Here is an 18,832-nt window from a genome sequence, read left to right as displayed (position 1 = left end):
TCAATTCAGCACAGCACACGAGGGGCATGTCGGATACCGGCACGCCCCTCGGCGTTCGAGCGGATAGTGCGCGTGCGGGTGACGCTCAGCCGCATGACGGCCAGACTGAGAGCACTCAGACTGAGGGTGTTCGGACTGAGGGAGCTCGGACTGACGCTCAAGTTGAGAGCGCTCAGACTGAGAACGTTCGGACTGAACGTGGTGCAGGCAGTAGTAGCAGTCCTCAGGCACAGGTTCGTCTTCGCGCCGAGGATGTTGCGGACGTTGCCGATGATGCGGTTGCCAGAGAGCACCTTGACTGGCTGCGTGCGCATGTCCATGCGGATGTCGTGCTGCATGACGCTTCGGGCCTTCCGACTGCGCAGACTGCGCAGAATGCGCATGATGCCGGCGAGAATGCCTCTCCGCAATCCATGCTCATCGACGTTCCGGTCACTATTGTCACGGGGGCTCCAGATTCGGCGGCTCCGGTCGCGCTATCGCAGCGGCCAGGTGCCGCAGCCGAGGCCGCCATGCCGACGTCCCGCCGTGCCGTCATTGCCATGCTCAGCAAGGCGAGGGATGCCGAGCGGCGCTTCCGTGCTGCGATCGTGTCGTTGGACGCTATACCCGGCGGTCAGATCGAAGGCATCTCGCCGCTGTATCATGTGAGCAGCTTCGACGGGCCTGATGCCATGACCGCGGTCATGCAGCTGACCACGACGATGCCGCCGACTGCGCTTGCCGCCACATTGGAGAGCATTGGCCGAGCGGGCGAGGGCGCTGTCGATCTGCGTCTTGTCGATATGGAGGGCGCGCGTGGCGACGAGGCAGATTGCATGGTGCCACCACTGCCGCTGGCCGATGCGGCTTCGCAGGCGGCTGTGCTCGCGCCGTGGCTGGATATGGACCCCGAGGCGAGCCTTGGCGGCAAGCCCGTGTCCTTCCTTCTGGCCTTGGCGCCGGACGCCATGCAGGTCGGGTTGCTGTCCGACAACTGGATTATAGGGGAGACGCAATGAAAGCACGTCGGACACCGTGGTGGTATTACCTGTTGGCTATGCTGCTCGGCCTGGCCGCAGGCGTGGGCATCGCCAAATACGGCGAGCGCACGGGCCTGCCGCTCATTGGCGCGCCGTGGTTCGTCGCCGCGCTGCTGGCGCTGCTCGGCGTCGTCGTGCTGGTTCTGGCCTGGCAGGTGCATAAATATGCCACGACCGATCCCGCGAAGCGTTCGAGCGTATTCGACCCGATGAAAGCCGTGTACACGCTTGTTCTCGCCAAGGCGCTGGGCCTGGCGGGCGCGGCGCTCGCCGGATGGTATGGCGGCCAGATACTAGCCAGCCTGCCGCACGCGCAGGCCTCGTACTTCTCCGAGGCGATATTGGAATGCGCGATAACCGGCGCGGTGAGCCTTGCCGACATGGTGATCGGCATCATCGGCGAGCGGCTGTGCCAACTGCCGCCGAATGACGGCCCCGAGCATCCCAAGGTGGCAGAGCCGGGCCGCAGTCGCGGACTGGCGCAGCCAACCGCCAATCGCTCGGCTGAGTAGCTTTGCTGAGTAGCACGGTTGGGTATCTCGGTTGCGCGATTGGCTGAGGCTGGGCGATTAGCTGGGGCTACCGTACGAAATGTAACGTTTCGGGGTCGATTACGTTGCGAAATGCACGCTAGCCAGTCATACGTCACATTCCCCGCATGATAATGAGGTCAATGCGCGAATTGTGTCATTTGAAGGCTCAGAAACATCACAAAACCCGCATAAGGGTCGAGTTAATGCGGGAGTTGTGACGTATAACCGCGGGCATGGGCGGTGAGTTCCCGATCACATCTTCTCAGCTGATATCACCGTTCACCTGCCGTTCGCTAAGATGCAACATGCGTTCTCAAGAATCTTTCCGCAGTTCATCTGCGCGTCAACGCCACGTTGAACAGCGCGGCTAGCCTCATATCTTGGCACGGTTTGGTTTACGGGCACAAGCTGCGAAACAACCGCGCTGAGGTTCGAGGAAAGGAATAATCCTGATGAATTCCCTGCATAAGCTGGCTGCCGGCTCCTTAGCTGCATTGATGCTTATTACCGCCGCTGCGTGCGGCTCCGGCGGCGACACCGGCTCTGGCAAGGCCACATCAGTGGATAGCAAATCCGCTTCAGCTGCATCATTGTCTGATTTCGGTTCGCTCGCCGATCTTCAGACGGCCGCCGAAAAGGAAGGCTCGCTCAACGTCATTGCGCTGCCGCATGACTGGTCGAACTATGGCGAGGTCATCGCGGGCTTCCAGAAGAAGTACCCGAAGATCAAGATCAACGAGCAGAATCCGAACGCCTCCTCCAAGGAGGAGATTGACGCGGCGAAGACCAACAAGGGCACGGATGCGGCCCCTGATGTCTTCGATGTCGGTTTGGCCGTAGCCTCGACCAACACCAATTCCTTTGCCCCTTATAAGGTGCAGGCATGGAATTCGATTCCCGATACGCTCAAAGAGTCCACAGGACTGTACTTCGCCGACTACACCGGCATCATGTCCATCGGCTGGAACAAGGACAAGTACGGTGACATCAGCAGCCTCAAGGATTTGCTCGATCCGAAGTTCGCCGGCACGGTGGCGCTGAACGGCAAGCCCGCCGAAGCCGGAGCCGCATTCAACGGCTTCGTCATGGCCAACCAGCTTTCGGGCGGCGATATCAAGAATCTGCAGCCCGGACTCGACTTCTTCAAGAAGCTCAAGGACGCAGGTAACCTCACCCAGGTCGATGTCACCGACGGTACCATCGATTCGGGCCAGACCGGCGTGGTTTTCGACTGGACCTACAACCAGGCCTCCTACCAGAAGTCGCTGAAGGCCAAGGGAGTGAACTGGCAGTACAAGACTTTCCCGAAGGCTCAGGTGGTGAGCTACTACAATCAGGCGATCAATAAGGATGCGCCGCATCCGGCTGCCGCTCGCCTGTGGGAGGAATACCTCTACACGCCGCAAGTCCAGAACCTCTGGCTCAAGGGCGGTTCCAACCCGGTGCTGCTCGACGCCATGGAGAAGGATGGAACCGTCGACAAGTCCATCCTCGCCACGGCCACCAAGGTCGAAGGTGACCCCGTCACCTACACGAACGACGACTCCACCCGCATCACGCAGTGGCTGCAGAACAACTGGGACAAGACGATCGGCAACTGAGCGATGACCGTCAATTTTCCTCAAGGCAAACCCGCCGCGGCAACGGCGGGTTCGTCCCGTATATCACCCTTTGCGAGCCATCGCAACGAGCTCGGAGCCTTCGCCGCCACGCTGCCGTTCTTCGCCTACACCGCATGCTTCCTGCTGATACCGACGCTTATTGTGGTCGTCGGCGCGTTCAAGGCAGCTGACGGCGGTCTGACTCTAGCCAATTTCGCCCGTCTTGCCGAGCGCAACACGCTGGTGAGCTTGGGGACATCCGTTGCGGTGTCGCTGGTTTCCGCGCTTATCGGTGCCATCGTTGGAGCGCTTGCCGCCTATGCGTTGGTGATCGGCTCGCGCCCGAATAGCATCATGCGCCGCATCATCACGGCGATTTCCTCCACGCTCGCCCAATTCGGCGGCGTGATGCTGGCCTTCGCTTTCATTGCGACCCTCGGCATCAACGGCGTCGGTACGATGCTGATCAAACAGCTGATGGGCCTGACCGTCGATCCGAATTGGCTCAGCTCATTGCCCGGGCTGATTATGATCTACTGCTACTTTCAGATTCCGCTCATGGTCATCATCTTTCTGCCTGCGGTCGATTCGATACGCCCGCAGTGGCGCGAAGCGGCCGAGAATCTGGGTGGCAGCGCTTGGCAGTATTGGACGCGTGTGGCTGGGCCTATTCTGGAGCCTCGCTTCATTTCGGCGTTGCTGCTGCTCTTCGCCAATGCTTTTTCCGCCTATGCGACTGCGGCAGCGCTCTTCTCGCAGCGTTCGATTCTGATTCCGCTGATGATCCAAGGCGCCATTCGCAACGAGATGGACGCGAACCAGCAGGGCTTCTCGCAGGTGCTCGCCTTCGCCATGATCGTGGTGATGGCGCTGGTGATGCTGGCCAGCCACGCTGTGGAAAAGAGGTCCGGGCGATGGCTGTGAATCTGGCTGTGAACGACGATGACATGACGATTGCAGCTCCTGTGCAGCTTCGCGCGCGTGCGATACGCAAGCAGAAGATTGTCAAGGCCGTCATTCTGACGCTCACCTTGCTGTTTCTGTTCATGCCATTACTTTCGATGCTGCTGTTCACTGTACGCCAACCGTTGTCTGGTCGGTGGAGCCTGAACGCATGGCAGGCGATCTTCACCGGAAACGGCGACAGCCTGGGCACGGATCTGAGTATTCTGTGGCAGGGGTTGGGCTACTCGCTCGCTTTGAGCGCAGTCACTGCGGTGGCTATGCTGCTGCTCATGCTGCCGGCGATGGTAATCGTGCATATCCGCTCGCGAAAGCTCGAGCGGGCGATGGAATGGGTGGCCACGTTGCCGCTGACCATTCCTGCCATTGTGCTGGTCGTCGGACTGGGGCCAATCTATCGATGGCTTTCGGCCGACGTGCTGAGCACCAATCCGATCTGGCTGTGCTTCGCCTATGTGATTCTGGTCATGCCCTACGCCTTCCGCGCGCTGGCCGTGGGACTGAACTCCATCGATGTCGTGACCTTGTCCGAAGCAGCACGCTCCTTGGGTGCCTCGTGGCCGAAGGTTTTCGTGCGCGTCATTATTCCGAATCTATGGCAGGCCGTCTTCTCCGCGTCGTTCATCTCAATCGCGGTGGTGCTGGGCGAATACACTGTGGCTTCGCTGCTGGGGCGTATGAACCTGCAGGTCGCGCTCTACCAGCTCGGGCAATCCAATTCGCAAATATCCACCGCCATGTCGCTGCTGGCAATGGCCTTCGGTGTGCTGCTTCTGCTGGCGATCGACGCCATCGCAGGAGCGGTGAACAAGCATAAGGAACGTGACTGATGTCGATGAGCAAAAGCCCAATGGTGCCCGCTGCACAGGCAACTCCAGTGCAAACGTCTTCTGCGCGGAAGGCATCTACGCGGACGGCCCTTGCGCAGGCCGCTTCAGCGCAGACCGGTCAGTTCTCCGCTGGTGCAACAGCTCCAAGAGCAGCCAGCGCAGGAGATGCAGACGACAAGGCCGATACGGCCGGCATCCGAATGCAGCATATCGACAAGACCTATCCCGGCTCGCCGTCCAAGGCTTTGGACGACTTCAATCTGGACATCAAGGCAGGGGAGCTTGTCGTGCTGCTCGGCGGCTCGGGCTGCGGCAAGTCGACAGCGTTGCGTGCGCTTGCCGGGCTGGAGGATATTCAGGCCGGACGCATCATGGTCGCAGGCCACGATCTGACTGGCGTCGCGGCGAATAAGCGCAATATGGCCATGGTGTTTCAGGCCTACTCGCTCTTTCCTCATATGACGGCGCTGCAGAATATCGAATTCGGCCTCGAAGTGCACGGCGTAGCCAAGGCAAAACGACGGACAATAGCTCAGGAGAAGCTCGAGCTGGTGGGGCTAAGCGATCAGGCGGGCAAATACACGCAGCAGATGTCCGGCGGCCAGCAGCAGCGCGTGGCCTTGGCGCGTGCGCTCGCTGTCTCCCCGCGCGTGCTGCTTCTGGACGAGCCGCTTTCCGCTTTGGATGCCAAAGTTCGCGTGCAGCTGCGCGATGAGATACGTCGTATTCAGCTGGAAACCGGCACGACGACGCTGTTCGTCACCCATGATCAAGAGGAGGCGTTGGCCATCGCCGACCGGATTGGCGTCATGAATCATGGGCGCATCGAGCAGATCGATGCACCGAAAACGCTCTACCAGCGTCCGGCGAGCGAATACGTCGCCACATTCATCGGTCTGACCAACCGCCTGCCGGGCGACTGCCATGACGGACGGGCTACGGTTTTCGGCCGGCAAATCGAGTTGCTTGCCGGTTCCCAAACCGGCGAGGCTCGCACACTGCTGATTCGTCCGGAGGCACTCACGCTTTCCGTGGACGGAGCAGGCGGCGTTGGAGCTTCGTACGATTCAGGTGTGTCAGGCAGTGTGGCCGCTGACGGCGCTGGTGTGCGCGCTCGCGTCGAAGCGGTTCATTTCCTTGGAGCTCTGGTTCGAGTGGACACGGTTGTGGTATCTGATGAATGGCAGCGATGGAATGACGGCAATCCGCTGACCGTCACTGTGCAGCTGCAGGAGAACGAATTGCCTATGGGCGTGCATATTGGCAGCAAGGTGATTGTTACTCCAAGGGTTATTCCAGCGCTGGCGGTCTGAGTTCCTGATTGCCTGAAGCGCTTGATTGGTTGAGGCTACCGTGCGAAATGTAACGTTTTGAGGGTCGATTACGTTGCAAAATGCACGCTAGCCCGACCCTACCGTACAAAAGACGACGCAATCGGCTCGTAAAACGTTGCATTCTGTACGGTAGGGGCGAGGCGGCAGGAGATTGTACCGGTGACGCCAGTTACGCTTTCGCTGAAGGTACGCGAATCATGGCTTCCTGCGACATGACGGCCACCAGCTCGCCGTCCTGCGTGTAGACCTTGGCGTTGCCTAGGCCGCGGCCGTGCGCGGCGGTGGGGGTGTCCTGCACGTAGAGGTGCCAGTTGTTGATGTTGATGTCGCGGTACCACCACATCGAGTGGTCGATGGACGCGTAGGTTATGCCCGGCGTCGACACGCTCAGGCCCGCGCGGCGCAGCACCGGCTCCATCATCACCTGATCGCAGCCCAGCGCCAGCATCGCACGGTGGAAGATCTGCGGCACATCGACCGTGCCATCGACCTTCATCCATACCATCTGCTTGCCCGAGTCGTGCTCGGCGCTGTGCTCGTCGGCCTTGAGCATAATGGTCTGCGTGATGTGGCGGATGTCGAAGGGCGACTTCTCGACATAGTAATTCGCGAAGGGGGACTGCTTGGCGTACGGCATCATCAGCTCTTTCGCGCTGGTCAGCTCGTCCGGCCCGGGGATGTCCTGCGGCATCGGGTCGGCGAACTCCACGCCCGACTGGCCCTGCTGCTGGAAGCTGGCGATGGCGGTGAGAATCGCGCCCTGCGATTGGGTCACATTCACCCGACGCGCCGAGAACGAGCGCCCATCGCGCAGCGACTCGACATCGAAGAGCAGATCCTGGCGGATGTCGCCCGGACTGATGAAATAGCCATGAATCGAATGCGGCAGGCGCGATGGAGCGACCGTCTTGGATGCGGCGATCAGCGACTGCGCGATGACCTGCCCGCCGTACACCTGGCCGGTAGGGAAGTACAGGCTCTCGCCGTTGATATAGGTATGGCCCCGATACTGCGAAGGTTCGCCCAATCGCAGAACTTTCACCAAGTGCTCCAATGGAGTGACTCTCGCTTCCTGTGTCGTCTGTGCCATACCAAGTCCTCTACTTTGATCGTTCAATGACATATCCTATACCAACCTCCGCCGGGGCTCCCGCCCTACGCCCGTCGTATGGATCATTGCCTCAGACTATCCGGCGCAGGTAAAATCGCGTCCGACATTGTGTAACGGGCGTATGTACAATCGGCGCGTGTTAAGGATTTCCGATGAAACTCGTGGTATAGGTGTCGCCTGTATCTCTCTTGGAATCGCATAACCGATAGTTGAGAGACTTGGTTGCAGAGTTCATAACACGTCCGGGAAACGAAATGCCTGTTTACGATGCTCGAATGTGGTTGTTCGGTGTGGCCAGCAAGCGGACTTATAGAGAAGGGCCGTCTGACTCTATGGATATGGAATCAGACGGCCCCTCGAATGGCTGTCAAACTGACGCGAACTATCGTGTGAGCTTGCGGTGCAGGCGGTGGGGGCGCGAGGCCTCCTCGCCGAGCCGGGCGACCTTGTTCTCCTGGTAGGCCTGGAAGTTGCCTTCGAACCAATACCAGTTCGCTGGGTGCTCATCGTCACCCTCCCACGCGAGGATATGCGTGGCGATGCGGTCGAGGAACCAACGGTCGTGGGAGATGACCACGGCGCAGCCGGGGAACTCGATAAGCGCGTTCTCCAAGGATTCCAAGGTTTCCACGTCCAAGTCATTGGTCGGCTCATCAAGCAGCAGCAGATTGCCGCCCTGCTTCAGGGTCAGCGCGAGATTGAGCCGGTTGCGTTCGCCGCCGGAGAGCACGCCGGTCATCTTCTGCTGATCGGAGCCCTTGAAGCCGAAGCTCGCCACATAGGCGCGCGTAGGCACTTCGACACCGGCGACCTCGATGAAGTCAAGCCCGTCGGAGACCGCCTCCCACAGGTTCTTGTTCGGGTCGAGGCCTTCGCGGTTCTGGTCGACGTAGGATATCTTGACCGTGTCGCCCACGGTCAGCTCGCCCGAAGTGATTGGCTCAAGGCCGACGATCGTCTTGAACAGGGTGGACTTGCCCACGCCGTTCGGGCCGATGACGCCGACGATGCCGTTGCGCGGCAGCGTGAACGACAGGTCGTCGATGAGCACGCGCTCGCCGAAGGCCTTGTGGATATGCTCGGCCTCGAGCACCTGCGAGCCCAGACGCGGCCCCGGCGGAATCTGAATCTCGGAGAAGTCGAGCTTCTTGGAATTCCTCGCCTCGTTCTCCATCTGGTCGTAGCGTTCCAGGCGGGCTTTGTTCTTGGCCTGGCGCGCCTTGGGGGAGCTGCGCACCCAGTCGAGCTCGTTCTTGAGCCGCCTGGCCATCTTGGCGTCCTTCGCGCCCTGAATCTCCATACGCTTAGCCTTGGTCTCCAAGTACGTGGAGTAGTTGCCCTTGTAGGGGTAGAGCTGGCCGCGGTCGACCTCGCAGATCCACTCGGCCACATTGTCCATGAAGTACCGGTCGTGGGTGACGGCGATGACGGCGCCCTGGTACTGGTGCAGGAACTGTTCGAGCCACAGGATCGACTCGGCATCCAAGTGGTTGGTAGGCTCGTCGAGCAGCAGCAGGTCGGGCGCTTCGAGCAGCAGTTTGCACAGCGCCACGCGACGGCGCTCGCCGCCCGAGCATTGGATGACCGGGGTATCCGGGTCGGGGCATTGCAGCGCGTCCATCGCCTGCTCAAGCTGCGAGTCGAGATCCCAGCCGTTGGCCGCGTCGATCTCGGTCTGCAGTGTGCCCATTTCCTCCATCAGCGCATCGAAGTCGGCGTCCGGGTCGCCCATCTCCTCGCCGATCTTGTTGAAGCGCGTGACCTTGTCGTAGATGCCGCCGAAGGCCGTCTTGATGTTCTCGCCGACGGTTTTCGTGTCATCCAGCGGCGGCTCCTGCTGCAGGATGCCGACCGAATATCCGGGCGTGACGTAGGCTTCGCCGTTCGACACGGTTTCGAGCCCGGCCATGATCTTGAGCAGCGTCGACTTGCCCATGCCGTTGGGCCCGACTACGCCAATTTTGGCCCCGGGCAGAAAGTTCAGGGTCACGTTGTCGAGAATCACGCGGTCGCCGTATGCCTTGCGCGCGTTGATCATCTGAAATACAAATTCAGCCAAGCTGCATCCTATCCTTCTTGAATCTAGTGCAATGAAATGTAAGAGTTCGTATCAACCCACCATATGCGTCCAAGGGTAGCAAAACGGCGCAACAAGGGGCGCTGCCTGCCACGACTGGGGAGCTGCCTGCCACGACTGATGCACGGTGCGGCACTCGCAACCGGGCGGGGCTGGGCCTTACAACAGCGCGGCCACCTTGCCATCCAGCTCCTCGGGCGTGGTCTTGGAGGCGAAGCGGGCTACGGCATGGCCTTCGCGGTCGATGAGGAACTTGGTGAAGTTCCACTTGATGCGGCTGCCGCCCACGCCGCCCTGCTGCGATTTGAGCCAGACGTACAGCGGGTCGGCGTCCTTGCCGTTGACGTTGATCTTCGAGAACTGCGGAAAGGTCATCGCGAAGCGTCCCACGCAGAACTCATGGATTTCCTCGTCGGTGCCGGGAGCCTGGCCTGCGAACTGGTTGCAAGGAAAATCGAGTATTGCGAAGCCCTGATCCTGATATTTCTTATACAGCGCCTCAAGGCCTTCGTACTGCGGCGTGAATCCGCAGCCGGTCGCCGTGTTGACGACGAGCAGCACTTTGCCACGGTAGTCGGCCAGCGATATGCTGCTGCCGTCCTGCGCGGTGACGGTGAAATCGTAGATAGTGGTTGCGGCGGCTGTCGTTTGTGCTGGGTTTGCCGTTTGCGCTGCGGGCTTGCCGGTTTCAGGAATAGCCGCTGCGGCTTGTGCATCTTGCGTCATCCGAACTCCTTCGTATTCGTTGTGCGAGTATCTGGTCATATATCACTTATCACTGTATCGAAGCGAGCTTGCGATTGGTCGAGCGGGAGCCGAGTATTTTGGCAGTAGGCAGAATTCGGCAAGTCTCTGTGGTAAAGAATGCGCATAATGTGTATAGTTGCATAATGAGATTCAAAGAGATAGAGAGGCGGCTGCTTGCGGACGGGTGGTACCTCGTAACGCAAAAGGGCAGCCATTGCCAATATGTGCATCCCATAAAGGTAGGGAAAGTAACGGTTCCCGACCATCCGGGGGATGTCAATCCGAATATCGTGCGATCGATTTGGAAACAGGCCGGAATCAAGGAAAGGAAAGTCAAATGAAGCTCGCTTATCCTATTGTGCTCACTCCATATGAAGATCACAACGGTGGATACGTCGTTGAGTGCCCTGATATGCCCGGACTCGTCACCGGAGGCGACACGCTCGCCGAGGCGCTCTACATGGCCGAAGACGCGGCAAGTGGCTGGGTGCTGAGCGAATTGGAAGCAGGAAAGCCGGCTCCGAAGGCTAGTGATGTCGAAAGCGTAAAACCAGAGGAACCGAATGGCATCGTGAGCCTCGTCGTGCTCGACATGGACGCCTATGCGCAGAAATACGGCAAGAAAGCCGTGCGCAAGAACGTCACCATCCCGGCATGGCTCGACACCTACGGCGAAGAACAGCATATGAACTATTCGCAAATCCTGCGCGACGGCTTGGAGGCGCGCTATCGCAAGGATCTGCAGGATGCGTGAGAGATGCTCCGCAGTGGTTTCCTACGTATAGTTTATCTGGTTTATCGCGCGATATAGCCGATGACGGGCCGTGTTGATATAGTGAGTTACCTGTGGGAAGTCGCCGCGCGGGCTTGATGCCCGGGGCGCGTGAGAGACGGCTTCAATTATGTAGCTGTATGTAAATGCCATGATATGCAATTGTCATGTGCGTAGTGTGTGAAAGGCTGTTGTGCCGAAACTTCATTCTGTTTCCGATTCCAATATTTCCAATACTTACTCCGATGCCGATGCTCGCAATACCGGTGTGTCCGAGCTTGATGAGGGCGCTGAGTCCAGCTCCTTGTTCGGCGACCGCGATGTGACCTTCGCTGAACTCGGCGTGCCCGAGCCCTTGGTGCATGTGCTCGCCCTCGACGGCAAAACCACCGCCTTCCCGATTCAGGTCGATACGCTTCCTGATTCGCTGGCAGGGCGCGATTTGCTGGGCCGAGGCCAGACCGGCTCAGGCAAGACCCTGGCCTTTGCAATACCGCTGGTCGCGCGTCTTAGCCAGAACAATGGCAGCGATGCCGCCATCCGCAGCTTCGAGCATTGGCGCGAGCACGGCGATTCTCGCTCCAAGGCGCAGGCCATGCTGCCACGCCCGCGTGGGCTGGTGCTTGCCCCGACCCGCGAGCTGGTCAACCAGATCGATGAGGTAATTGCTCCGCTGGCGCGTGCTTACCGTATGACGACCACGACGATCTACGGCGGCGTCAACCAGAACCGTCAGGTCGCTGCGCTGCGCGACGGCGCCGACATCGTCGTAGCCTGCCCCGGCCGGCTTGAGGACCTGCTGCAGCAGCGGCTGCTGTCGCTGGACTCGGTGGAGATCACCGTGCTCGACGAGGCCGACGAGATGGCCGATATGGGCTTCCTGCCGGCGGTTTCGCGCCTGCTGGGCCAGGTCGATGCGGACGGGCAGCACATGCTGTTCTCCGCCACGCTCGACCACGGAGTCGATAAGCTGGTCAAGCGCTTCCTGACTGATGCGCGGATTCACTCCGTGGATTCCGCCGAATCGCATGTCGACACGATGACGCACCACGTATTCGCGGTCTCGCAGGGCAACAAGCATGAGGTGATTCGCATTCTCGCATCCGGCATGGGCAAGCGCATTCTGTTCACTCGCACCAAGTATCAGGCCAAGAAAATGGCTAAGAAGCTCGTCGCTGAGGGCATTCCAGCCGTCGACCTGCAGGGCAATCTTTCGCAGAACCAGCGTGACCGCCATCTGGCGGTGTTCACAAGCGGCGAGGTGCGCGTGCTGGTCGCCACCGATGTGGCGGCGCGCGGCATCGACGTGAGCGATGTGGAACTGGTCGTGCAGACCGAGCCGCCGGAGGACCCCAAGTCCTTCCTGCACCGCTCCGGACGTACCGCACGCGCCGGTGAGACAGGCGACGTGGTGACGCTGGTGCTCCCCGAGCAGCATCGCGACGCGCGCGATATGCTGCGCCGTGCTGGCATTCATGTGCATTCCTTGGAAGTGACTCCCGCCTCGCCAGAGCTTGAGAACTTGGTCGGCGAGCATGCTCCGCTGGTCAAGGACTGGGAGCTGAGCGCACCGGTGCAGCCGCAGTCTGGGTCCGGCAATGGTTCAGGTGCCAGGCGGCATCGCGGTTCCCGCGGCGGCGCTCGTGGCGGTTCGGACCGCAATGCGGGCAACGGTTCTCGCGGTTCTCGTGATTCTCGTGGTGGCAACACAGGGCGTGGTGGCAACACAGGACGCGGCGGTTCGCGGCGCGACGATTTCGATTACAGCGACGGTCGTGGAGACAGAGGCGGTTCGCGTGGCGAAGGACGCAGGCGCGATGCTCGCGATGGGCGTGATGAGCGCCGTGGCGAGCGTCATAGTGACTACTTCGAATCCGAGCAAGGCGGCCGTCGTGGATCAACCCACAGCGGTCGCGGTGGCTCCGGTCGGCGCGGTAACAGCGGCGCAGGAAATGCCTCTGGCCGTTCCTCGCGCACGGCGTCCGGCTTCCGTCATTCCCGTGGCGGCAAGGGCGCGGCCCCGTTCCGCAGCGGTCGCTGAGCTGTATCGGGTTGTTGTCGGATGCTGCCTTTGCGCAGTATCCGACAACGTGTGGCACCCCTGAACCGGTTGCGTAAGTCGCACATTACCGCGGGTTGCGGTCGATGCGGATGTCGGAGACGGTGAGATTGAGGTCGTTGACGAGGTTGGTGAGGATTATCGTGGCGAGCTCGTCGGCGCGCATGAAGGAATGCTGCTTGTCGAGCGGCACATAATCGTGGCTGTCGCGGTAGAAGTCGGTGTCGATGCCGCCGGGGTAGACACCGACCACGCTGACGCTGCTGCCTTTGTACGCCGCTTTGAGGCTTTCGGTGTAGCCGCGCTCGCCCCATTTGGCGGCGCAGTACACGGATTCGTTCGCGTTGCCGCGCGTGGCGGCGGTGCTCATCACATTCGCGATCTTGAGATCCGTTTCATTGCAGGCTTTGAGCGTCTGCACGCACCACAGAATCATGCCGGTAAGGCCTTTGAGACAGCGCTCTACATCGGACGCCGTGTAATCGGTCGGCTTCTTGAACGAAGGTTGGCCGGCGTTGTTGATCAGCAGATCCACATGGCCGAGCGCGCTGATTTGTGCTAACGACCGCTGTGCAAAATCTTCATCGGTGATATCGCCGACGAAGCCGTGGAAATGATCGGCATCGAACTCGCCATCGAACTCAGCGTTGAGTTTGCGCATGGCGGCTTCGTTGAAATCGACGCCGCACACCAGCCAGCCCTTGCCAATCAGCTGGCGCGTGAGCTCATAGCCCAAGCCCGCCGCGCATCCGGTCACAATCGCAATTCCATTCGCCATAATTGCCCTTCCGTATATACCTATCGCTCCTGTGGAAACCGCTTTCCAGTCTACTGGGCGCGGCGGGAATCAGGCACATAACACGGGTGCGAAAGTAAGAAAAGACAGGGGCGGGGTGCCTGCAAGACCTGCAAGCACCCCGCACCTGTCTATTCAAATATATGACTATAATCCGTCAGTAGTTGTCTATCAATAATTATCTATCAGTAGTTGTGGTGGCCGAGCCAATAGCTGTAGGCGCCTTGAACGGAACCGTAGCGGCCTGCGCAATACTGCCAGAACCATTTGAGCTGGGTCTGATAGTTGGTGGCCCAGTCCTCGCCCTCGGTGCTCATCTTGCTGCCGGGCAGCGCCTGCGGCAGACCGTAAGCGCCAGACGGATTCATGGCGTTGACGCGCCAGCCGGATTCGTGGGAGATGATGTAGACGGTGGCGCTGAAATCGGATTCCGAGTAGCCGTTGGACAGCATGTAGTCATGCGCCCACTGCTGCATATCGCCGGCGGGAACGGTAGTGCCGATGCTGGCCGATGCGGAGCTGCCGGGATTGCCAGCGCTTCCAGAGTTATTGGATGCTGTAGAACCAGTGCCGACCAGGATGACCTTGTCGGTGGGAGCCGTCTTGACGAATGAGGCGAAGATGTTGGATGACACCACTTTATCGCCGGTGCGGGTGACGATGCTGGTGGTTTCCATCACGCCCGCCTGGCCTTCGGTCTCTACCTTTTCCTGCCCCTGGGGAAGCGCCGCGGTTTCCTTCTTGACGGTGTTGAAGGCTATGGGGGAGTCTGTGGTCTCGAGATCGGCCCCGGCGCGATTGATGGTGATGACGGTTGATTCGTCGACCTTGCTGTTCAGCGCAGGGGCGACGCTGTCATTGGGTTCGAGCGTGATATCGCCGGCATCGAGCACCGACTTGACATCAGTGAAATTGGTGCCCAGCACCACGCGCGACTTGCCGTTGATCTTCACCGTGACATAGGAGGTGTTCGCATCGGCCCCGCGAAGGTCCTCACGATCGGCACCACGGGAGACTTCCAGCGCATTGGAGTCAGTGGCCGAGTATGAAGTCACCTGCACGGCAGGGTGCTGCGAGGCATAGAAGCTGCGGGAGGCGAAACCAGCGCCTGCGAGCAATCCCATCGTAGCCAGAACCGCTGCGATTTTGGTCCACTGCCGTTTGCTGAGCGACTTCAGTGTCGTGACTTCCTTACGGTGGTTGGCCATTATGCTCCTTGTTCGACCAATAATTCCTACTGCTGCATCATCCGCCGGCACCCCGGCGCAATCGCGACTGAATATACAGCATCACCGCAGGGCATGCCGCCTCAGACGCATTCACTGGCTACCATCATAAGAAGAGGTGTGGAAGTCTTCGGCAAAGCCTTGGAAAATGCTGGCATATGCGCAATATGCGCACCCAGCCAGACGAGCCAATCAGGCCTTGACGGCATCCTCGGACTGCGCCTTGGCGGCGTCCAGATCCAGGCTCTTGGCCTGCGCGATCAGGTCGTCCAGATCGGATCCGCGCAGCGCGCCGGCCTGCTTGAAGATGATCTGGCCCTTCTTGGCGATCATGAGGGTCGGCACCGCCTTGATGTCTGCAGCGGAGGCCAGCTCCTGGTTCTGGTCGATGTCGACCTTGGCGAAGACGATGTCCGGATTGGCCTCGCTGGCCTTCTCATACACCGGGCCGAAGGCCTTGCAGGGGCCGCACCAGGTGGCCCAGAAATCCACGAGCACCAGCTCATTGCTGGTGAGGGTCTGCTCGAAATCTTGTGCGGTCAGGGCTGTCGTTGCCATAATGGCTCCTTCCATATCGCGCCGTTTACGCTGGCTTCTAGCATTCCAGCACCACTCAACAAACACGCGAGTCGGCTTCGCTCTAAGACGAAGCCCGGTGGGCGTGCCAGTGGCATGTCCGCAGCGCATCGGCGTGGCGGACAGCGACCCGAACCGCACAGGCCATAGCTCGCGAGACAGAGCGCACAAGCCAAATTGCGCATGAATGTCGTGAATATTCGGAGATTTTACCAATCGTTTGCATTCGGTGGCGCTATGCGGGCGATAATGGAGGAATGCAAGTCCTGAATGATGAGGTGCCCGACGACGATGACTTCGACGCGAGCCGTCGCCGCGGGGAATTCGATGGCATAACCCCTGAGGATTTCGTGCGCGGTTCCCACGGCAACCCTCCCGGATGGCTTTCCCGAGAAGACATCGACCGCATGCGTCGGCAGATTCCAATGGTCTATGTCCAGGTTGTTCCGGTGCGCACCGATGAGCTGGGGCGCGTCTCGCAGGTCGGCTCCCTGCTGCATGTGGGCGATGACGGCTCGGTGGAACGCACGCTCATCGCCGGTCGCGTGCTCTACCACGAGACGCTGCGCGAGGCCATTGCGCGCAATATCGCCAAGGATCTCGGCGATATCGCCATCCCGGAGCTGCCGGTGGCTCTGCAGCCTTTCCATGTGGCCGAATTCTTCCCGACCCCAGGCGTGTCGCCGTATTATGACCCGCGCCAGCATACGGTCGCGCTGTGCTATGTGGTGCCGATTCCCGGCGACTGCAAGCCGCAGGACGAGACCTTGGACGTGGAGTGGTGCGATCCGGAAGGGGTGCGCATCGAAACTTTCATCCAGCAGATGGCGAACGGGCAGGGCGATATCGTGCGCAGGGCCTTGGCATGGGTCGGGCGCTGAACCAAGCGGGAAGCGGCGCGGCAACGGAGCGGCAGCCGGGCGCGGCGCGCGCGACGGATATGAATACCGTTGGGACATGGATGTAAATAGGGCACAGATGTGAAGATAATGCACGAATGCTATGCGACGCGCACCACATAAGCGCTCGCACGGGAAGGGAGACGCGAGGCAATGGCCATATCGCTGCAGAACACCATATACCGCCACCAGTTGGCTGACAAGGAATTAGGAGACGCAGAGCCGGGCGCGGACACGCCGCTGGTACTGGTGCACGCCTTCCCGATCGACCACCGCATGTGGGACGACTGCGCGCCGCTTATCGCGCAGCTCAGCGACGAGGCAGGGCTGGCGCCGTTCGCCATCTGGGCGCCCGATATGCCAGGCGCGGGCACCTGCCCGGTGCCCAACGCCGGCGAAACCGGCGAGGTCAACGGGGATGGCTCGTATGCGCAGGCGCTCGATATGGTCGCTGATGCCTACGTCGAGCTGGTGCGGCAGGCGGGATTCAGGAAGGCCGTATTCGTCGGCCTGTCGATGGGCGGCTATGTGGTGATGGATATCGTCAAACGGCACCCGGAGGTGCTGGCGGGAATCGCCTTGTGCGACACTCAGCCCAGCCCGGACGCGCCCCAGGCGCGCGCGAATCGGCTGGCCATCGCGCAGCGCTGCGAGGACGAGCAGACCGTCGAACCGGTGATGCATTTCGCGGTGCCGCAGCCGGGCGATTCGGCGTTCAAACGCTCGCCGCAGTGCGTCGACCTGTTCACACGGTGGATTCATGAGCAGAGCCCGGATGGCATCGCTTGGCGACAGCGCATGGCGGCCGGACGGCCCGACTTCACCGATCAGCTTGCAGCGATCACGGTTCCGGCCGCCGTGGTGTGCGGCACGCTGGATCCCTCGCTGCAGGCGATGCGCGGTTTCGTGCCGATGCTGACGGGCACCAGCCCCGCAGTCACTGAGATCGAGGACTGCGGCCATTTCAGCGCCGTCGAGCAGCCGGCCGCCGTGGCCCAGGCTCTGGCGGACCTCATGCGGCGCGTGGTGAAAGGCTGATGACGATGGAATCAACGATGTTTTCATCAGGGCTTTCTTCATCAGGGTTTTCTACATCGGGGTTTTCTTCATTGGCGCTCACACAGACGCTGCCATTCCTCCCGCTGGCTCAGGGCGACATCGATTACGACACCACGCGAAGGGACGAGCCCGGGCTCATTCAGGCCCTGCTGCGTGGGCCGGAATCGTCGGCGACCTCGGTCATGCTCGTGCGCGATGGGAAGGTGGCGGTCCCGCACGGCCAAGGGCGCTTGGGCGGCTATGACGTTGCCCGCATGCGGCTCGCCGAGCTGCCTGGCCGGTATATCCTGGACGATCTTGCGGCGCATCCAGAAATCATCGCGATCTATCTCGGCGCGTACGGGAGCGAAGCCAGTACCGCTGGCACCCGATTAGCCAATACCCGCCGCCATACCCGCCGCCATGCCATCGCCTTGGATCTGACGCGGATGTTCGACGGCTCGCAAGGCCCCTCGCACAGCATCGCGCCGGACGCCGCGCATGAAGGTGCCGACGACGCCTTCGACCCGGACAATGGCCTTGACGGGCGGGCTGCAAAGCCTAGCGCATCGCTGCTTGAACAGGCGGCGGACCGCTTCGACTGGGTTGATATCCGCGCTTTCGTCCCGCATGCCTCGGCCCGGGAGTCCGGCCAGGCCACCAATGCCAGCGCGCTGAGCCTGTGGCACGCCCGCCAGCGCTTCTGCCCGAGCTGTGGGGCTGCGGTGCAGCCGGCGATGGGCGGGTGGGCCCAGCGCTGCGACAACGAGGCGGACGGCAACCGCACGCTGTTCCCGCGCGTCGAGCCGGCGGTGATCACCGCCATCGTGGACGCACAGGATCGGCTGCTGCTCCAGCACAACAAGGCGTGGGGCGATTCGCGGCTGTTCTCCGTTTCCGCAGGCTTCGTCGAGGCCGGTGAGAATCTTGAGCATGCCTGCCGGCGCGAAGCCAAGGAGGAGGTCGGCGTGGATGTGGGCGAGGTGCGCTACCTTGGCTCGCAGCCCTGGCCGTTCCCCTCCTCGCTGATGGTGGCGTTCAAGGCCCGTGCAGCCAGCACCGAAATCACGGTGGATGACATCGAAACTGCCGAAGCCCGTTGGCTGACCCGTGATGAATACACCGCCGAGCTGGCCACCGGCCGCATACAGGCTCCCGGCAAGGCCACTATCGCGCGGTACATGATCGAGGAATGGTACGGACGCGAGCTGTGAAAGCACGCTCACAGCTGAGACGGCGTGCATTTCA

19 protein-coding genes are annotated in these 18,832 nt (G+C 60.9%); 12 read left to right on the top strand and 7 right to left on the bottom strand.

Features of this window, described 5'->3' with window-relative positions; all coding sequences use genetic code 11:
- Window positions 1-5 precede the first annotated feature (5 nt).
- On the bottom strand, window positions 6-338 hold the full coding sequence (locus DDF78_RS09685; RefSeq protein WP_152581065.1) for a hypothetical protein: 333 nt from the start codon (window positions 336-338) through the stop codon (window positions 6-8).
- Here DDF78_RS09685 and DDF78_RS09680 point away from each other — a divergent pair.
- From DDF78_RS09680 to DDF78_RS09655, 6 genes are all read left to right on the top strand, one after another.
- Window positions 330-1,001 carry a hypothetical protein gene (locus DDF78_RS09680; RefSeq protein ID WP_152581066.1) on the top strand — a complete coding sequence of 224 codons (672 nt, stop codon included), beginning with the start codon at window positions 330-332 and terminating at the stop codon, window positions 999-1,001. The genes DDF78_RS09685 and DDF78_RS09680 overlap by 9 nt on opposite strands.
- The gene (locus DDF78_RS09675; protein WP_152581067.1) at window positions 998-1,534 is read left to right on the top strand and encodes a DUF3180 domain-containing protein; all 537 of its coding nucleotides are present in this window, start codon (window positions 998-1,000) and stop codon (window positions 1,532-1,534) included. The genes DDF78_RS09680 and DDF78_RS09675 overlap by 4 nt, the downstream gene beginning before the upstream one ends.
- A 473-nt stretch (window positions 1,535-2,007) precedes the next feature.
- Complete coding sequence (locus DDF78_RS09670) at window positions 2,008-3,156, top strand: ABC transporter substrate-binding protein (RefSeq protein ID WP_152581068.1); 1,149 nt, start codon at window positions 2,008-2,010, stop codon at window positions 3,154-3,156.
- 3 nt (window positions 3,157-3,159) lie between these two features.
- Window positions 3,160-4,080, top strand: a complete 921-nt coding sequence (locus tag DDF78_RS09665) for an ABC transporter permease (protein WP_152581069.1) — start codon at window positions 3,160-3,162, stop codon at window positions 4,078-4,080.
- Window positions 4,071-4,949 (top strand): ABC transporter permease, encoded by an 879-nt coding sequence (locus DDF78_RS09660; protein WP_162000749.1) that lies wholly within the window; start codon window positions 4,071-4,073, stop codon window positions 4,947-4,949. The genes DDF78_RS09665 and DDF78_RS09660 overlap by 10 nt, the downstream gene beginning before the upstream one ends.
- Window positions 4,949-6,262 (top strand): ABC transporter ATP-binding protein, encoded by a 1,314-nt coding sequence (locus DDF78_RS09655; protein ID WP_152581070.1) that lies wholly within the window; start codon window positions 4,949-4,951, stop codon window positions 6,260-6,262. Before DDF78_RS09660 ends, DDF78_RS09655 begins: the two co-directional genes overlap by 1 nt.
- A 190-nt stretch (window positions 6,263-6,452) precedes the next feature.
- On the opposite strand, the gene DDF78_RS09650 is transcribed toward DDF78_RS09655, so the two are convergent.
- The 3 genes from DDF78_RS09650 to DDF78_RS09640 form a co-directional block, all read right to left on the bottom strand.
- A complete protein-coding gene (locus tag DDF78_RS09650; RefSeq protein WP_152581071.1) occupies window positions 6,453-7,373 on the bottom strand; it encodes an acyl-CoA thioesterase in 921 nt (306 codons plus the stop codon).
- Between the two features lie 403 nt (window positions 7,374-7,776).
- The gene (gene ettA, locus DDF78_RS09645) at window positions 7,777-9,453 is read right to left on the bottom strand and encodes an energy-dependent translational throttle protein EttA (RefSeq protein ID WP_152581072.1); all 1,677 of its coding nucleotides are present in this window, start codon (window positions 9,451-9,453) and stop codon (window positions 7,777-7,779) included.
- A gap of 177 nt (window positions 9,454-9,630) precedes the next feature.
- The gene (locus tag DDF78_RS09640; RefSeq protein ID WP_152581073.1) at window positions 9,631-10,197 is read right to left on the bottom strand and encodes a glutathione peroxidase; all 567 of its coding nucleotides are present in this window, start codon (window positions 10,195-10,197) and stop codon (window positions 9,631-9,633) included.
- Between the two features lie 164 nt (window positions 10,198-10,361).
- Between DDF78_RS09640 and DDF78_RS09635 the strand changes: the two genes are divergently transcribed.
- The 3 genes from DDF78_RS09635 (at window position 10,362) to DDF78_RS09625 (ending at window position 13,031) form a co-directional block, all read left to right on the top strand.
- Entirely contained in the window at window positions 10,362-10,559 is a 198-nt protein-coding gene (locus DDF78_RS09635; protein ID WP_152581074.1) for a type II toxin-antitoxin system HicA family toxin, read from the top strand.
- Window positions 10,556-10,972: a type II toxin-antitoxin system HicB family antitoxin gene (locus DDF78_RS09630; protein ID WP_152581075.1), complete on the top strand. Its 417-nt coding sequence runs from the start codon at window positions 10,556-10,558 to the stop codon at window positions 10,970-10,972. The genes DDF78_RS09635 and DDF78_RS09630 overlap by 4 nt, the downstream gene beginning before the upstream one ends.
- Before the next feature lie 211 nt (window positions 10,973-11,183).
- Window positions 11,184-13,031 carry a DEAD/DEAH box helicase gene (locus tag DDF78_RS09625; protein ID WP_162000750.1) on the top strand — a complete coding sequence of 616 codons (1,848 nt, stop codon included), beginning with the start codon at window positions 11,184-11,186 and terminating at the stop codon, window positions 13,029-13,031.
- 85 nt (window positions 13,032-13,116) lie between these two features.
- On the opposite strand, the gene DDF78_RS09620 is transcribed toward DDF78_RS09625, so the two are convergent.
- The 3 genes from DDF78_RS09620 to trxA all read right to left on the bottom strand — a co-directional run bounded on the left by DDF78_RS09620 (window position 13,117) and on the right by trxA (window position 15,629).
- Window positions 13,117-13,827 (bottom strand): SDR family NAD(P)-dependent oxidoreductase, encoded by a 711-nt coding sequence (locus DDF78_RS09620; RefSeq protein WP_152581077.1) that lies wholly within the window; start codon window positions 13,825-13,827, stop codon window positions 13,117-13,119.
- A 203-nt stretch (window positions 13,828-14,030) separates the two neighbouring features.
- Window positions 14,031-15,053 carry a resuscitation-promoting factor gene (locus DDF78_RS09615; RefSeq protein ID WP_152581078.1) on the bottom strand — a complete coding sequence of 341 codons (1,023 nt, stop codon included), beginning with the start codon at window positions 15,051-15,053 and terminating at the stop codon, window positions 14,031-14,033.
- Between the two features lie 210 nt (window positions 15,054-15,263).
- On the bottom strand, window positions 15,264-15,629 hold the full coding sequence (gene trxA, locus DDF78_RS09610) for a thioredoxin (RefSeq protein WP_152581079.1): 366 nt from the start codon (window positions 15,627-15,629) through the stop codon (window positions 15,264-15,266).
- Between the two features lie 275 nt (window positions 15,630-15,904).
- Here trxA and DDF78_RS09605 point away from each other — a divergent pair, with 275 nt between their 5' ends.
- The 3 genes from DDF78_RS09605 to nudC all read left to right on the top strand — a co-directional run bounded on the left by DDF78_RS09605 (window position 15,905) and on the right by nudC (window position 18,798).
- Window positions 15,905-16,528 (top strand): NUDIX hydrolase family protein, encoded by a 624-nt coding sequence (locus DDF78_RS09605; RefSeq protein ID WP_152581080.1) that lies wholly within the window; start codon window positions 15,905-15,907, stop codon window positions 16,526-16,528.
- A gap of 171 nt (window positions 16,529-16,699) precedes the next feature.
- Window positions 16,700-17,584, top strand: coding sequence for an alpha/beta fold hydrolase (locus tag DDF78_RS09600; RefSeq protein WP_152581081.1), 885 nt, complete (start codon window positions 16,700-16,702; stop codon window positions 17,582-17,584).
- A gap of 71 nt (window positions 17,585-17,655) precedes the next feature.
- A complete protein-coding gene (nudC, locus tag DDF78_RS09595) occupies window positions 17,656-18,798 on the top strand; it encodes an NAD(+) diphosphatase (protein ID WP_237564635.1) in 1,143 nt (380 codons plus the stop codon).
- Window positions 18,799-18,832: the final 34 nt, after the last annotated feature.

The organism is Bifidobacterium tibiigranuli (assembly GCF_009371885.1).
Classification (GTDB): Bacteria; Actinomycetota; Actinomycetes; order Actinomycetales; family Bifidobacteriaceae; genus Bifidobacterium; species Bifidobacterium tibiigranuli.
Note: the sequence above shows the minus strand (reverse complement) of the source record. Positions and strands in the feature narration are given on the sequence as shown.